We start from the raw sequence: 16,823 nt of genomic DNA on the forward strand, positions 1-16,823 counted from the left end.
AGTTGTCTAGACCACTTTAGTAAAAAAAAAGCGTTTTCACTAAGTTGCTATTATTATAGGCGCAATTCGAAAAAAAATAAATACTTTTTTAATATTTCCTTTTGTCATAAAAAAAACCGTACCCCAATAAAGTATTAGGGCACAGTTCTTATTTAATTTATGCTGTAACGTCACGTTTCATAAAGGACGTATAACTAATAATAAGGAAAAGTATTGCGTAAATCGCTAGTACTGTTAAAGAAAATGGCATCGTCACATCAGCAATCATGGAGCTACCACCATGTTCATATTGTGTTAAATCTGAATGCGTTAGCCAAATGTATTTCACAATGTCGTATCTACTTAAGAACATGATGATCATGCCACCTGTAAAGGATAGGAACATTGTTAAACCAATCGCTAACGAGCTTGAACGGAACACTGAACCAATTAAAAAGGCAAATAGTGTAGACATCACAAAATCACCGCCAGATAGTAGATAATGATATGCTAAATCACTCCATACTGCCTTTTCAGCCACCTGTCCATTGACAACCTCTAATTCCACACCTGAGCCTACACCAAATAATACTAAACCTACAATTGCACTAACGACTACGTTTACAGCAACTAAAAACAAACCAAATATGAAGGTTGTCAATAATTTAGACGTTAACACTTTCGCACGGGACATTGGACGAGTTAACAGCATTTTAATGGTACCTGTTGAAAATTCGCTTGAGACAATGCTGGCAGCTGTAATTACCGTAAATAAAGTGACCAATGTTAGCATACTGCTTGTAAAGGACATAAAGCTCGCAACGCTGCCATCCTTTTGACTCGGTGCATCATTGGCTAAACGATACTCTGAAATTGAAATTTGCTCTTTAAAATAGGCTTTATCTGCCTCGGATAAGTCTTCTTCCGCTAGCATTGCCTTATTATTTTGGATGGCTTGCTGCTCAACCTTCTGCCATGATCCTTCATCTGAGGATTTTTCCTCATAATATTTCATGATTCCACCAGGAACTAGGATGACAAGTATAAGCATAGCGACCATTGCCCACGTACCTTTTTTATGCCATAATTTCATCCATTCATTTTGAATTAGCTTCAGCAATTTGTCCGCCTCCTGTCATTTCTAAGAATTGATCCTCTAATGTTTTCTGATGTGGTTGTACCGCAAATAGTTGCATTCCTGCTTGCACAAGCCCTGCTGTCAATGCAGGAACATCCTCTTTCTTCAATTCAATCACATAGCCCTGATTCTCCGCTTCAAACTTGTAATCAAGCTGAGTCAGATGTGCAGACACCTGTTCTTTTGGCTGTGCTTCCACATAGTAAAACGACGAACTATCATTATGAATTTCACGAATATCGATTAGCTTCCCATTTTGGATTACCGCCACTCTGTCACACATTAATTCAATTTCAGATAATAGGTGACTGGACACAAAGACAGAAACGTTATCTTCTGCAGCTATTTTGCGAAGGTACATTCGGAACTCTCGAATACCAGCTGGATCTAAACCATTCGTTGGTTCATCTAAAATTAGAAATTTCGGTCGATGCAATAGTGCCTGTGCAAGTCCTAGTCGTTGACGCATCCCAAGGGAATACGTTGCCACCTTTTCATGGATACGATTTTCAAGTCCTACCTGTTTAACGACCTCTTGGATTCGTTCTTTCGTAACATTTTTATGCATGCGTGCAAAATGCAGTAAATTTTTATAACCAGACATAAATTTATACATCTCTGGATTTTCGACAATCACACCGACCTTGCTAATCGCTTCCTCATAATGCTCCTGTAGGGATAGCCCATCAATGATCACCTTGCCCTCTGTTGGATGCATGAGGCCTGTCATCATACGAATCGTGGTTGTTTTCCCTGCTCCATTAGGCCCTAAAAATCCTGTAATTTGCCCTGGATATAAATCAATATTTAACTGTTGAATTAATTGCTTTCCTCGAATCGTCTTCGATAAATTTTGCAATTGTACAATTGGTTCTGTCATATTTTTCACCCTTTCTTATAAAATCCTTTCATCCACTCGACCGCATCCTTGTTGGTCACATCGCGTAATGTCTCGACTTCTTCATAAGCCGTGATGGAGCCCGCTTGTAATAAAATAATTTGATCTAAAATAGGTTCAACCTCATATAATTCATGTGTTGACAGCAAAATCGTTTGATTTTCTATGTCTGTAAATTGAATTAAACCTTTAATGAGCTGCTCTCGCACAATCGGATCTAGCCCTGCAAACGGCTCATCCATCAAATAATAGGGCACTTCTCGGCCAAGTGTAGCAGCCATTTTCATTCGACCTCGATTCCCTTTTGATAATTGGCGTAGCTTCGTATTCTTATCAACCTGTAAAAATTCTGCCACTATACATGCTTTATCATAGGAAAAGTCTTCAAATTGAGAGGCGTAATGATGGAATAGCTGTTCCCCCGTATAATACTCAAAAAACAAATCTGTATCTGGTAAATAAGCAATTCGGTCCGCACTTCTACGAGTAACAGGCTCGCCATTCAGTACTACATCACCACTAGAAGGTCGTAATAAGCCAGCTAAAACTTTGAGAAGTGTAGATTTACCACTACCATTTTCCCCAACTAGCCCAATTATCTGTCCAATAGGAAAGGAAAAGGATATATCCTGTAAAATGGGCTTATTCTTATATTGAAAAGACACATTTGATAGCTGTAACATTTCCTTCACCTCACGCTTTATTTTTCAAAACAACCAGCATTTCTTCCTTCGAAAATCCCAATGCTTCTATGGATGTTAAAAAACTTTCAGCTAACTTATTTTTCATGTCATCTCGTAATACCTCAATGCGTTCCTCATTGGTCGTAATAAATGTACCTTGTCCTCGTTTGGTTTCCGTAATATACATTGCCTCTAACTCCTTATAGACTCGTTGCACCGTATTGACATTGACACCCGTTTCGACTGCATATTCCCGAACAGAAGGCAGTCGATCACCAAGCAATATCTGCCCCTTCAAAATGTCCCCGCATATCCGATCGACAAGCTGACTATAAATCGGTTTATCACGTGAAAAATCCATCGTCATCGTAATACCACCTTTTCAAGCCACTTGGATGCCGCTAAAAAGAGCAGTACGATAAGTAAAGTAGAAGCTACTTCTTCAACAACATAAATAGAGCCTAGCCTCCATTCCATCGTTGTTGTCGCCCTTACTTTGGGTAAATACAGTTCTAATTTGCTCAATGAAATGGCGCCACGTTGGAAAACCATTTCATAAAACTGACTCTCCGTTATACGAACCCAAGCCGCTGTTGTAAGGCCAAAAGCAACCATTGTCAATACAATGGAAAAACGACCAATTACATGCTTCAATTGCAAGTAAAAAGCTAAGAATAACAACAGTAAAACAAACAACATAAATTGGAAAATAGTTAACGCAATAACAATTAATACCAAAACGAAAACGATTTGTCCAACATTTGCAATAAACTCTTCTTTTACATTAAAGATGGCAATACTCACAAAGAGCGTATTAAAAAGCGCATAACCTATAAGCGAACAGACCATTTTTGCTCCAATTAGCTTTGTGATGGAACTAGTGGAATGAAGCCAACTTTCCTTCGCTTTAATATCCAAACGCATACTCGCTAAAAATTGCAAGACGGAATAAAATCCACCTATAAATAGGACGAGAAGCGTAAAGACAAATGCTAGCTGATTTTCTTGAGCAAAGAGATCAACAAATTGATGCAATACATAGGGAACAATCCAGGAAAGCATAATGCCCGCAAATATCCCCATCAAAAACCATGATCGGTAAAGTACCCATTCTTTTTTTAAAAGTCCTACAAAACTTTTCATGCTCAACACCTCGTGTCATAGTGTACTAGTCAGATATTACACTATGACTTCCTTATTTTCAAGTACCAAATACAAGAAAAAAGAGGAGCCAGTTTAATTCGGACTCTTCCCTTTTTTGTTTAAGGGTAGACATTGCCAATTAAGGAATCCATATAGTAAAAACCGAGTAACGCTAAGACAACATGGAAAGTGGTAGCAGAATGGATAAAAGGGTTCTATTTGACTTTGAAATTGAAAATGGAGGTAAGCATTCAAAGGCAGGAATTTTGGCTTGCTATCGAAGGAGATGGCATATTTGACGAAGAGGTTGCTAATGGTTGGTAAAGTAAGAATACAGAACAAAATTATTAGTGAAAACTTAAACGATAATCAGCAAAGGAGAAATGATCAACCAAAACTTGTTCATTTTCGTTTGGAATGACAATCAATCTATTTGCCTTGCCATTATTTCGTATATTAGTTGCTCAATCATTTCTAATACAAAAAGAAGAGCCCTGTTTAGGACTCTTCCATTAATAGTTAGACCATTTTCCCTACTACTTTTACTTTTAATCTTGTGGCATTTTCCGGATGATAAGCTAATGGAGTTTCTTCCACTTCAACCAATTCAATCGTATCCTTAAGGGCACCAGCTAATACAGCTTGTTTCACTGCTTTATTTTGTGCATCCTTCAGAGATTCCTCACGAGGTTCTTTGGAATAAATATAAATTTGCTCGTATTGACCACTAATTTGCGCAATGGATGCACCGATGGCATTTGCGACACCGCCATATTCCGATTTTACAATAGTGGAAACACCTTGAATTTTCTCAGGCACAATGATACTACCCCCGCCCACTAAGACCAACGATACATCCTCTGAAGATGTTTTCATTTTATCAATGGCTTGCTCCAGTAACAAAGAAATTTCTTTTTGAACCGCTATGGCAAACGCTTCATCAATATGGGCCACTAAATTTCGATCGCCAACATCTGTAAGGCCTAAACGGACAGCAATATCCGTTGTCGTCAAAGTCGATCCGCCAAATACTATTGCCTCTTCACTAATTTTATAGCCTACACTATCCGGTCCAACGGTAATTTTGTCGTCCTTCACTCGAACAATGCTGCCGCCACCTAGACCGACTGAGATAATATCAGGCATTCTAAAGTTGGTACGAATGTCCCCTACTTCCACTGCGACGGAAGATTCTCGAGGGAAGCCATCCTGTAATACACCAATATCAGAAGTCGTACCACCTACATCCAATACCATTGTATTTTGAATTTGGGATAAATACGAGGCACCACGAATACTATTTGTTGGCCCACAAGCAATGGTCAATATCGGGAATTGCTTTGCATAGTCGACAGACATTAATGTACCGTCATTCTGACATAGGTAAACTTCTACGTTAAAAATACCTTCCGCTTGTAGTGCTTGTATAAAGCCTTGTGTTGTCGTCTCGATGACCTTACATAAAGCAGCATTTAGAATCGTTGCATTTTCACGTTCAATTAACCCCACAGATCCAATTAACGATGAGCAAGAAATCGGGAAATCTTCCCCATAGATAGCTTGAATCCAGTCACGAACCTGCAATTCTTGATCGTTTTTAATAGATGAAAAGACACCTACAATGGCAATGGATTCTACATGGTCACGCCATTCTTCTAATAGCTTCGTAATTTCTTCCTGATCAAGAGCACTCAATAATTGGCCATCGTATTCATAGCCACCGTGTGCAATCGCATAATTCCCTGATAAGTTATCAATCATATCTGATGGCCATGCTGTATAAGGTAGCACCGAGGCGGTAGCTGGATAACCCAGACGAATTACACCAACCTTTGCTAATTTTTTTCGTTCAACAATGGCATTGGTACATTGTGTTGTCCCTAACATGGCATGCGTAATTTTTGTTTTATCAATGTTTGCACCTTGTAATAATTGCTGCAATGATTTTTCAATACCTGATTTTATATCTAAGCTTGTGGGTGATTTCACACTATCAATAAGCTGACTATTATGATCTAAAAGAATGGCATCTGTGTTTGTTCCACCTACATCAATTCCAATTTTATACATGTTCAGCTACCTCCTTTTTCACCAATTCTTCGATTGTCACGTAATCATAATCATAGCCAAAGTATTTTGGTCCTGCTGTTTCAATACCTTTTGCTGTGCGCCATTTTTCATGTGCTGGTAAGCCAATTACGCGCACACGTTTGCCATATTTTAAACTTTCTGTCGTCACAGGCAGTAATGTTTCATAATCGACCAAACAAATAAGGTCTGGCGTCATCGCTACAACTTTCTCATTTTTCTCTGCCAGTAAGTTTTCATTTTGGAAATGAACCTTCATCTGCTCCTCTTTATAGCCATCAATACCTTCTAAATTCATTTTCCCCAGGTTAAAGCCACCCTTCGTTTCACGAATCACATCGACAATTTTCCCTTGGAATAGCTCGTATCCAGCAACAAGTTTCAGAAGACTTTCTAGTTTATCGTTCACTTCTTGATCTTTTGAGGCAATAATTTCACCGATTTTTTCAGAAAGCGTCACAATATGATGCACACCACTTTTCTTAATTTGGGCACCCGTTGTTGGGTATAAGCTCACTAAAGAGCTAGCCCCCATCTCGACAGTTGCTGATCGAGCAATACGCTCTGTCCATTTATTATCAATTGTTTCAAAAATACCAATATTGCCTTTTTCATCTGTAATGGCCATAGGTGTTGCTGAAATACCATCTAGGTTAAAGGTCACCATTTGTAATTCTGGGAATGCGCGCCCCATGCCATCGCAATCAATCAACGGTAACCCTAGCTGTGCAGCCACCACAATAGGAATCATCGAATTGACCCCACCCGCTTCCATTGGGTATGTTCCGGCAATTTTATCCTTACCCAAATACTGTGCAAGCTTTTGGAAAACTTTCACGAACTCATCGCCACGCGGGAACTTTTCCACTAAAACAGATGGCGCTCCCATCATAGCTGCAGGTATGAAAAAGTCTTCATCTTCAATTTCATCCACTGAATACAACTTAACAGGACCATTTTTTTCGATCGCAGAAAGAGCCATTAATTTCCCAATATACGGATCTCCGCCACCACCTGTTCCTAAAAATGCTGCACCAATGGCAATATGTTCAATAGCTGCTTGGTCTAAATATCTCATCTATGTTCCTCCAGTATGACAGTTTTTTGTACGGATATTCGATATCCAAAATAGTAAATAACAAATGAAATGATAATGCCGATCATCGGTTGATTAGGTAATGTCGGCAACTCAGGGAATAATGAGAATACAACGGGCAGACAGGCAATCACCGCCCCTACAAGCCAAGAATACACACCTAATCGATTAACACCTTCCACCTCTATCCAGCTATCTTTATGGCCTTTATGGATGACCCAATAGGAAGCAATCATGACACCTGCAACAGGGGGAATCATCGCTGAGAGGATCGACATAATCGGAGTGAAGTAATTCAAAATCCCTATTACTGCTAAAATCGTGCCAATTGTCCCAGCGACAAAAATCGCCACTCTCTCTTTGTTTTTAGAAACATCAAATACATTAATTAAGGCAATACCTCCTGAAATCGCATTGACCAAATTGGTTTTCCAGGTCGCTAAAATTAAGCCAACCCCACCAATAAACGGTGTAGCAATATGCAGAAAAACAGCGGTAATGTCACTTGTTTGATAAGTTATTGTTAAAATGGCCCCTACGCCAATCATCAGCACGCCAGCAGGAATAATGCCTAACGTAGCAGCCTTGAAAACATCTGAACGTTTTTTGGAAAATTGTGAATAATCACCCGCTATGACTGCCCCTAAGGCGAATGAACCAATTGTTACAGCTAAACCATCCATAAAGCTCATATTGCCTTGTGGTTGGTAAGCACGAATGAATTCAAGCTGATCCCCTGTTAATGCTTGGACCAAACCATACACACAAATGATCACTAATAGTGGGACAGCAATATAGCTTAATGTACGTAATACTTTCATGCCGTAAATAGCAGAGACAACCATGACCATACCACTTATGAACGAAGCTAGAGGAACTGGTATATTCAAGTGATAAATTGCTAGCAAATTCGCTAAGGCAACCCCACAAACATTAGCCTGAATACCAAACCACCCTAAGCATGCAATGGCTAATATAATGGATAAAATGGTACGAGAGCCTTTTTTACCGAACACTTGCCCAGCAATATGGACAGTCGGTTTTCCTAAATCACTGCTTTGCATTCCTTGCAATATCATAATTAACACGACAATCGCGTAGCCTACAAACGCTACAGCCAGTGCCTTTGATAAACTCATACTTGTAATTAGTGCATTACCTACCAATAAACTAGGAATACAAATCATGGCACCAGCCCAAATAATTCCTAAGCTATACCAAGATTGAACTTTGTTGTCATTTCTCAAGCGACTCCCTCCTTATACTTGGGTGATGGATTATTGTTTTTAATTATAAAGAAAGCATGGAAGAGAGTCTTTTGCGTAAATGAAAAAAATAATCTGAAATTTTGTTCAAAATGACAAAATTTCAGATTATTCTAATCATTAATTAATCGATAGAGCATGCAGGCCATATACACATCGTAAAATTCGGCGTAAATGGTCACATCTGTACCAATCAGCTCACTAATTTTTTTGATTCGATATTTTACCGTATTTTTATGAATATAAAGTAGTTCCGCACAACGCTCCACACTCGCATTGGCATCTAATAAAAATGTAATCAGTGTCTGTAACGTATCGTGATCATGTAAAATCGGTTCAATCACCGACAAATATTCCTCAATCATTTCTTCGCCCTGCTTACTCACATCGATAGCTCGTTTCATGGAACGAACCTCCGCTGCTGTAAACAATTTTCGCATTGGGTATATAGTGTTGGCTTTATCCCCTACCTGATTGACCAATTGATACATTTGACGAACAGCCTTGGTGTTTTTCATTTTTGGTGCATAGACGATTTCTGCGATTTGTGCATCATAATTGGTCGTTTCACTATATTCAATAGTAATCTCAAACTCATGGTGCTTATAAAGGCAATTTCCGAGTAGCACAATCATACAATGGTCAATACATTGAATGACCCTGGTTTGATAGTATTTGGATAGCTGCTCTTCTAACTCATCTCGAATCTTTTTTTCCTCGGCTAAATCGTGCATGTATACTAACCACATCATTTGAATAGCGGAGACATCAATATGAAGGAGATTGGCTAATCTTCTCATTTTTTCACTTTCATCATTAATTATTGCTTTGACTAAGGCATATTCACTAACCTCATCATGTTTGTCTCCCCATAAATTAATCGCCACTTGGACAACCTCACTCACTTTTTCAATCGTCTTCGCGGGCAAATTCGTATTTTCCTTTATAAGAAATAAAAAGAGGGGCTCCCCATTTTTTTGGTGAACTCTTTTATATTCGATTACACATGATATGTCACTTCGTTGTAACTCGAACTTACCCGTTTCTCGATAGTTTTGTGTTTGCGAGCATTCATGAATGACATTGGCCACATCTAATGAAGAATTTCTAGGCCACATGACTTGGTTGACAATATCTAAATGACTATTCGTTAGTAGAATATTAGCTTTCAAACGATCTGATAACATTTTCAATGTAATTTCAACACTTCTAAGATGCTCAGGCAACAAAGATACCTTCTCTAACGTTTCCTTGACAAAATGATCATTGACACCCTGGTTACTAACAATCGCTTCCATAACCTCAAAAATAACCTCATTATAGCGCAGTGAATAATCATTTCTAGGCATACAGATGATTATAAACCCCTGCGCCTCGGCTAATGCCAGCACTTCCTCGGGAATATCTGGCAACACAATACCAACATAATATAATATAAGGCCAAGTTCTCCTAAATCATGTAAATGCTGAATCGTTTCGCATTGCTGTTTCACACTATCACGAATGGAGTAAAAGGAGCTAATTACAAGCTCTTCCGCATACCATTCCTCTTGCACACGATTAATAATTTTAGAATAAAAATCAACATTCGATACTTCTAAAACTGATAAAGAAGAGACCGTACGATGTAGATTATCTCGACCTGTTAAAACCTCTGCCCCTCGAAAGGATGGCAATTGCAATAAATCATTGACAGCTACCCCATGTTCAACCACCACTACTTTTTCTAAATTTTCTAGACAATGTCTTGTGAAGAAGAATACCATAATCCCTACTGTCTTTCAAAATATGGTTGTAATCATATTTCATCTGCTAGCATGTACGTGATAAAATAATAGCTAAGTTCATGAGGTAAGAGAGGGAAAAAGGATGTCTAACCTGACAAATAGAGATACATCAATTGGCACAAAAATCCGAGAAAGCTTGCAGGCAGATTGCCAAAACTGTTTTGGGTTATGTTGTACAGCATTAAATATTGTGGCTTCCAGTGACTTTGCTATGAATAAGCCAGCAGGCAAGCCATGTTCCAATTTAAAAGATGACTATAGCTGTCAAATTCATAGCAAGCTAAGAGTGAACGGTTTTAAAGGCTGTACAGTTTTTGATTGCCTAGGTGCCGGTCAGCAGGTTTCCCAAGTTACATTTAAAGGACAAGATTGGCGCCAATCTCGCATTCATGCTGACAAGATGTTTCAAGTGTTTCCAATTATGGAGCAGCTTTATGAAATGATCGCCTATGTGGCAGAGGCTTTATCCTATCAAGTGGACAACACGCTCTATGAGCAGCTCCTTGTTCAATTAGAACAGCTACAGCAGGCAACGGAACTTGAAGCAGATGCCTTATTAACACTGGACATTGTTGCTATTCGTATGCCAGTTAATGCACTTCTTTTAAAAACTAGCGAACAAATTCGTACGCATCGTGTAAAGGAGAAAGCTTCTTCAAAATTAAATCAGCGTGGTGCTGATTGGATGGGTAAAAAATTACAGGGCAAAGATTTACGAGCGACTGATTTAAGAGGTAGCTATTTGATTGCTGCCAATTTACAAGGGGCCAATTTACGCGAGGTAGATTTCATTGGGGCCGATTTGCGTGATGCTAATTTACGTGGTGCTGATCTTTCAACAAGTCTATTTTTAACGCAAATGCAAATCAATGCCGCACAAGGTGACCGTTCTACGAAATTACCTTCCTATATTAAACGTCCAGCTCACTGGAAGTAAAAAAAGGATGTCTTCATGGAGACATCCTTTTGCTTGCGCGACTGCCACAAGTGTTTGTTAAAGTTGCTTAGGCTTGTTTCTTTTTATAAAAGATGGTTGCTACGACCAAAGCTAGTAAAATCGCTTGACCTATCATTGTTTCTACGGTTGGATAGAAACCAATCATGCTTATGACAGGTAAACCATCAATAATCGATGTGGAAATCTTATTAGTCAGTTGCAATGTATGCAGACTGACACCGATAATCTTAAAGGCTAATACATAAATTAGCACGGTTGCTACGGCAAAGAATTTATGAATCGGAATTTTGCCACTTGCCTTAAATAACACAATGGCCAGCAAGGCAAGGATAATCAGTGCTACGACAATTCCAAGGATAAATTGCGAAGTCTCCATTTTTGGTGCAATACCCGCGTAAAAGACAAGCGTTTCTGCCCCTTCTCGGAAAACGGATAAGAAGCTAATCGCCGCCATGGCGAAAATAGAGCCACTAGAAATAGCATTACCCATTTGCTTAGAAATGTAGCGATTCCAACTAACCACGTTTGACTTACTATGTAGCCAAATACCCACACCGATCATCATCGCTGCCGCAATTAAGCCCACATAACCTTCCATCAATTCACGATTTGTATCAATTGTTGCCGAATTTAGAATCGTTGACATAAGAACCGCTGCAACAGCTGATAACAGAACGCCCACAAGCGCTCCAATATAAATCCATTTGCGCATTTTCTGCTGCCCTGATTTATTAAGGAATGACACTAGCGCCAAAATAATAAGTAAAGCCTCAAGTCCTTCACGTAGTAATATTAACGCTGCGTCCCAAATCGTATAATCCGAATCTCCTTGAATCAACTCGATTTCAGTACGGAATGTATTTAACTTTTTGGTGATCGCTTCTTGATCCACGGAAGATTTTAATAAATCACTCGCGATAATCGGCATATCACTTTCAATTTTCGTATAAAGGCTACCATTACGTGTTGAAATTTCAATTTCAACACGTGGCCAAATCGTAATAAATTCACGCACCTTATCAGAGGCTGCCTTATAATCACCCGCATCAACAAAGTCCATCGCCTCGTCAATATAAGCAATTAATGTAGCTAATGAATAATCACCTTCAACCACTTTGGCTGTTTCTTTACCCTCTACAAAATCTGCAATCGTTTTTTGTAAATCTGCAAATTGAGTTTTCATGAGAGCGATATCTGGCTCTTCAGCAGAAATTGAGATACGCAGAAATGCCATTTGTGTTTCGATTTGCCCATACATCGCAATACTCTGCTCACGTACTGGACGCTCACTTTTGTTCCATTTGATATTAAAATCCTTGTAGGCTTCATCAATAGCCTGAACGTTTCCACCGGCTAAAGCTTTTTCAAAATCTGCCATAATTGGCTTCATCTTTTGCCCAAACTCTGCTCGTTGTGCAGCCTCATCTACTGGATTTTCCAGTTTTTCTAAGGCTCGTAGTGCATTTGACAATGCGGACAGCGCCTCTAAACGTTCATCCTTTGATGCGGCCTCAGTTGCATGGGCAAGGCTATCATCAACCTTTGCTTTCGCTTCTTTTTGTTCAGAAGAAACCTTAGCCCAGTCTGTGGCAAACTGTTCAAGTGCCTGTTTGGCCTCCGCCTCTTTATCCTGCTTCGTATTCATCAATGCATCACTAATCGCAATATATAAATGACTATAAGATTGCGCAGCCTGCACAGGTAAAGCTAAAGTCAACAATAAAGCTATAACGATACTACAGCGCGTTAAAAAGTGCTTCACCTAAATAACTCCCCTTTTGTACACCAGGGAAGCAAGCAAACACGGCACTGCCTCGATGGGTAATATACTCATTCATTTTATCCATACGCCCTAAGCTATTTTGAATAGTTGTAAATTGGGCTGGGTCTTTTTGAAATGAAACAAAGATAAGCCCTGCATCATGGGTGCCTGTATTCGACATCACACCAGATGCATATGAATAGGACCGACGTAAAATACGTGCTCCTGATTTACGGGCCAAATGAACATGTGATGTATCCGGCATAATATAGTTCCCTTTATCATCCTTTGCCTCTACATCAAAATCATCAAATTCCTTTGTTTTGCCCAACGGTGCCCCACTATCACGGTAACGACCAAATGTTGCTTCTTGATCTTTCAAAGATGTACGGTCCCATGTCTCAAGATGCATTTGAACTTTACGCGCGACTAAATAAGAGCCGCCTTTTAGCCAGCCTTTATCTACCCAAACTACCTTATTTAAATCCTTCTCATCTGTAATGGATGGATTTACTGTACCGTCCTTGAATGCAAAGAGATTTCGAGGGGTGCCGCCGCTTGCTGGGAATGAATTAAAACCAGCTTGTGACCATTTAATCTCTACTTTCCCCGAAGCTGCACGCACTAAATTTCGGACTGCATGGAATGCCACCTGTGGATCATCTGCACAGGCTTGAATACACAGATCGCCACCTGTATATTCTTTCTGTAACTGATCTTTTGGGAAATGTGGTAAATCCTTTAGCTCCTCTGGTTTTAAATGCTGCATACCTAGTTTATCGAACAAGGAGGGCCCTACACCAATAGTAATTGATAAATTGGCGGCATCTAAGCCATCTGCTTCACCTGTATCACCAGTCGGCACTCTCGTATTCGACGAAACATCGGCCATTAATTCGCCATTCATTAAACGCACAACAAGAGGTGTCCATTGCTGGAACAACTCTTGCAATTCCTTCTTCGATGTTACTAACACATCCAAAGAAGCAAAATAAATATTCGTTTGTACAGGTGTCACAATACCAGACTGATGTTTGCCATAGAAATTGACCTTATTGCTTGCAGTGATACTGTCCGCAACAGGTTCAAAGACATCATAGCCCATCGCTTTCATAACACCACCTAAGCCAGAAGCACCAATGGCAACACCTGCCACTCCAATGCCTGTCAACTTCAACATATCACGTCTTGAGATTTTTTTATTGATCCATTTTTCTTCGTTTGACGCTGTCATTTATGTTCACTCCAAAATGATACCCATTTGACTTAATGGTTCTCCAAGCTGATTTACCGCTGCTGCAAGTGCTTTTGTGTTGTCCTCTGTCAATTCTTCATAGGAAATATAGCCACCATCTGCAGTTGCATGCTGTGCTAATAAATCGTCCACCGCTTTGAATTTTTCATCAAGTGTTGTTACAAGCTTTGAATCTTTTGCTTCTAATTTCGAGCGTAAAATTTCAAAGATTTTTTCTGCACCTTCAATGTTCGCTTTAAAATCATAAAGGTCTGTATGTGAGTAAATTTCTTCTTCACCAGTAATTTTAGATGTCGACACTTCATTTAATAAATCAACCGCACCAGTAATCATTAAATCAGGCGTCACTTCAACTGTTTGTACAAGAGCATGTAATTCCTTCGCATCTGCAAGAAGTTGATCTGCCACAGCCTCATAGCCCTTTGTTGTATTCTCTTCCCATAGTGCATGTTCAAGCTTATGGTAGCCTGACCATTCTTCTTCACCTTTTCCTTCTTCCTGAATATCAGCTAAACGACCATCAATGCGTGGATCAAGATCTCCAAAGCTTTCCGCAATTGGCTCAGAACGTTCAAAATACATACGCGCTGGCGCATACGCTGCTTTAGCTCCTTCAATATCGCCCGCCTTGACTAGATTCACGAATTTTTCTGTTTCTAGTAAAAATTGATCCATTTGCTCTAAAGCAAATTGTTGATAAGCTGATAGTTCAGTAGATAAATCAACCTCTTGTGCTGCTTTGTCTGTTTGCTCTGTTTCAGGCTTGTCTTCTTTTTTTGTATCTTCTGTATTGCCACAGCCAGCCATTAAAATGCCTCCTGCAACTAATACCGATAATAATGATTTGTTTTTCATACTTCGTACCTACTCCCGAATTTGTTTTATATTGTGATGATAATGATTATCATCCTCCATTGCAAGATAAATTTTTTTAAAAAGAAAAAAACGTCATTTTTAAGTTGTTTTTTACGAACAACTAGAAAAAAGACGTTTTTTCCACAATATAATGATTCTAATCTACGAAATTTTTGCTTGTTTTAATTTCTCATGTTTACCATGTAAGAAATAATAAAGCACAATTGATAATAGAATGACAAAGACCATCGCAAAGAATATAGCTCTGTAACCCAAAGTTGGTACAAATAATCCTAAGAAATAAGGCCCGACGCCCAATCCTAAATCATAAAAAATAAAGTAAGTAGATGTCGCAAGTCCTAAACGTTCATTTGGTGTTACTTTAATAGCAATAGCCTGTGCAACTGAATTGAAGTTACCATAGCCAATACCAATACAAGCAGCAGCAATTAAAAAGGCAATCGTTGTTGAAGCTGAACTAAAGGCATACATGCCGATAGCAAAAATCACTAAACAAGGATAAATAATAATATTTGCGCCTCTTGTATCTAGTAATTTCCCCGTAAATGGACGTGTAGCTAAAATGACAATGGCATAGATAATGAAGAAATAACTACCTGCTGAAACTAAATGAAGCTCCTTCGCATAAAACGTCATAAAGGACATGACACCTGAATAGGCAAAACCAATTACGAGTGCAACAAAGGCGATCGGCACTGCACGCAATTCAATAAAGTTTGTCACCTTAAAGCCTGCCTTCACAGCAACATCTTTTGCTTTCTTCGGTGCATCTGGCACTGTCACGATAAAATACATGAAAAAGCAAATAATGGCTAAAACGGAATCTACCGCGAAAATCATGCGATAATCTTCAAACAACTGTGTTAATAAAATACCGACAAATGGTCCAATAGCTGTAGCCAAAATCGCACTTAAGCTATAATAACCAATCCCTTCCCCACGTCGCTCAGGTGGCAAAATCTGCGCAATAATAGTCCCTGTTGCTGTACTTGCCACCCCAAGGGCAATCCCCTGTACTAAACGATTCAGCATAAGTAAAGGTAAATTCCCTGCAATAAAATAGGACATCGTTGACAGCATAAATAAAAGCAATCCGCAAAATAATGTTTTCTTACTACCCCAATCCCCAATAATACGGCCCGTTCCAAGACGCCCTAATAATGTCCCGATAATAAAAATACTCGATACAAGACCCGCTGTACTTGTAGACGCATTAAAATGTTCCACTGCATAAGCAGCAATCGTAACCATTAATAAATAAAAGATTAACGTAATGGTAAAATTAATCAGTGAGACAATTAAGAAATCCTTTGTCCATAGTTTCTTTCTTGTTGCTTCCACGTTACTCGCTCTCCTATTGATTGATATTCATATAAATTCTCGCAAAAACCTGTGTCGCTATTTCAATGTCTTGCTGAGCTACACCTGCCAGTGCATGCTCAAAAAACGGCTTCAAATGCGACTTAATTTCCTGCACAAGCTCTTCCCCATACGCCGATAAATGGACAAGCTTTTCCCGCTTATCCTTGCCCGCCATCGTTTCCACATACCCTAGCTCCAAGAGTTTATGTACAAGCTTCGTCACACTCGGCTTCTCAATAGACATGAAATTAGCGATATCTACAAAAGAATGCGGACCTTTATCCTTTAAAAAACGAAGAACTGCCCACTGTGAGCTATATAACTGATACGGTTCAAGTTGCACATTCAGCTTATTAATAAATGGCCTATACATTAAACGATACTGATTAAAAAATTCTTGCTCAATTGTCACAAGATCACTTCCTTTTATATTAGTTAGCCTAGCTAACTATAAACCTAAAATCTCTATTTGTCTAGTCGGAAATGAGCACAGTGCCCCATGTGCGGGAATTTGCACGTTCTATCCGTCACTT

15 protein-coding genes are annotated in these 16,823 nt (G+C 39.1%); 1 reads left to right on the plus strand and 14 read right to left on the minus strand.

Features of this window, described 5'->3' with window-relative positions; all coding sequences use genetic code 11:
• Positions 1 to 157: 157 nt before the first annotated feature.
• The 9 genes from AO843_RS04535 to AO843_RS04575 all read right to left on the minus strand — a co-directional run bounded on the left by AO843_RS04535 (position 158) and on the right by AO843_RS04575 (position 10,056).
• Complete coding sequence (locus AO843_RS04535) at positions 158 to 1,099, minus strand: ABC transporter permease (protein WP_054609974.1); 942 nt, start codon at positions 1,097 to 1,099, stop codon at positions 158 to 160.
• Positions 1,077 to 1,997 (minus strand): ABC transporter ATP-binding protein, encoded by a 921-nt coding sequence (locus tag AO843_RS04540; protein ID WP_054609975.1) that lies wholly within the window; start codon positions 1,995 to 1,997, stop codon positions 1,077 to 1,079. The genes AO843_RS04535 and AO843_RS04540 overlap by 23 nt, the downstream gene beginning before the upstream one ends.
• 5 nt (positions 1,998 to 2,002) lie before the next feature.
• Positions 2,003 to 2,698: an ABC transporter ATP-binding protein gene (locus tag AO843_RS04545; protein WP_054609976.1), complete on the minus strand. Its 696-nt coding sequence runs from the start codon at positions 2,696 to 2,698 to the stop codon at positions 2,003 to 2,005.
• A gap of 10 nt (positions 2,699 to 2,708) precedes the next feature.
• A complete protein-coding gene (locus tag AO843_RS04550) occupies positions 2,709 to 3,065 on the minus strand; it encodes a GntR family transcriptional regulator (protein WP_054609977.1) in 357 nt (118 codons plus the stop codon).
• Positions 3,062 to 3,841 (minus strand): hypothetical protein, encoded by a 780-nt coding sequence (locus tag AO843_RS04555; RefSeq protein WP_054609978.1) that lies wholly within the window; start codon positions 3,839 to 3,841, stop codon positions 3,062 to 3,064. The genes AO843_RS04550 and AO843_RS04555 overlap by 4 nt, the downstream gene beginning before the upstream one ends.
• 519 nt (positions 3,842 to 4,360) lie before the next feature.
• A complete protein-coding gene (locus AO843_RS04560) occupies positions 4,361 to 5,911 on the minus strand; it encodes a hydantoinase/oxoprolinase N-terminal domain-containing protein (RefSeq protein ID WP_054609979.1) in 1,551 nt (516 codons plus the stop codon).
• Entirely contained in the window at positions 5,904 to 7,007 is a 1,104-nt protein-coding gene (locus AO843_RS04565) for a DUF917 domain-containing protein (RefSeq protein ID WP_054609980.1), read from the minus strand. Before AO843_RS04565 ends, AO843_RS04560 begins: the two co-directional genes overlap by 8 nt.
• Complete coding sequence (locus AO843_RS04570; RefSeq protein ID WP_054609981.1) at positions 7,004 to 8,272, minus strand: cytosine permease; 1,269 nt, start codon at positions 8,270 to 8,272, stop codon at positions 7,004 to 7,006. The genes AO843_RS04565 and AO843_RS04570 overlap by 4 nt, the downstream gene beginning before the upstream one ends.
• 131 nt (positions 8,273 to 8,403) lie before the next feature.
• Complete coding sequence (locus AO843_RS04575) at positions 8,404 to 10,056, minus strand: PucR family transcriptional regulator (protein WP_231630066.1); 1,653 nt, start codon at positions 10,054 to 10,056, stop codon at positions 8,404 to 8,406.
• Positions 10,057 to 10,159: 103 nt separating this feature from the next.
• On the opposite strand from AO843_RS04575, the gene AO843_RS04580 reads away from it, so the two are divergent.
• Positions 10,160 to 11,014 (plus strand): pentapeptide repeat-containing protein, encoded by an 855-nt coding sequence (locus AO843_RS04580; protein WP_054609982.1) that lies wholly within the window; start codon positions 10,160 to 10,162, stop codon positions 11,012 to 11,014.
• Between the two features lie 67 nt (positions 11,015 to 11,081).
• On the opposite strand, the gene AO843_RS04585 is transcribed toward AO843_RS04580, so the two are convergent.
• From AO843_RS04585 to AO843_RS04605, 5 genes are all read right to left on the minus strand, one after another.
• Positions 11,082 to 12,797, minus strand: coding sequence for an FTR1 family iron permease (locus AO843_RS04585; protein ID WP_054609983.1), 1,716 nt, complete (start codon positions 12,795 to 12,797; stop codon positions 11,082 to 11,084).
• Complete coding sequence (efeB, locus tag AO843_RS04590) at positions 12,772 to 14,031, minus strand: iron uptake transporter deferrochelatase/peroxidase subunit (RefSeq protein WP_054609984.1); 1,260 nt, start codon at positions 14,029 to 14,031, stop codon at positions 12,772 to 12,774. The genes AO843_RS04585 and efeB overlap by 26 nt, the downstream gene beginning before the upstream one ends.
• A 6-nt stretch (positions 14,032 to 14,037) precedes the next feature.
• Positions 14,038 to 14,907, minus strand: a complete 870-nt coding sequence (efeO, locus tag AO843_RS04595) for an iron uptake system protein EfeO (RefSeq protein ID WP_054609985.1) — start codon at positions 14,905 to 14,907, stop codon at positions 14,038 to 14,040.
• A 162-nt stretch (positions 14,908 to 15,069) separates the two neighbouring features.
• Positions 15,070 to 16,269 carry an MFS transporter gene (locus tag AO843_RS04600; RefSeq protein ID WP_054609986.1) on the minus strand — a complete coding sequence of 400 codons (1,200 nt, stop codon included), beginning with the start codon at positions 16,267 to 16,269 and terminating at the stop codon, positions 15,070 to 15,072.
• A 13-nt stretch (positions 16,270 to 16,282) separates the two neighbouring features.
• Positions 16,283 to 16,702 carry a MarR family winged helix-turn-helix transcriptional regulator gene (locus AO843_RS04605; protein ID WP_054609987.1) on the minus strand — a complete coding sequence of 140 codons (420 nt, stop codon included), beginning with the start codon at positions 16,700 to 16,702 and terminating at the stop codon, positions 16,283 to 16,285.
• Between the last annotated feature and the right edge of the window lie 121 nt (positions 16,703 to 16,823).

Source organism: Lysinibacillus sp. ZYM-1 (assembly GCF_001308875.1).
GTDB lineage: Bacteria > Bacillota > Bacilli > Bacillales_A > Planococcaceae > Lysinibacillus.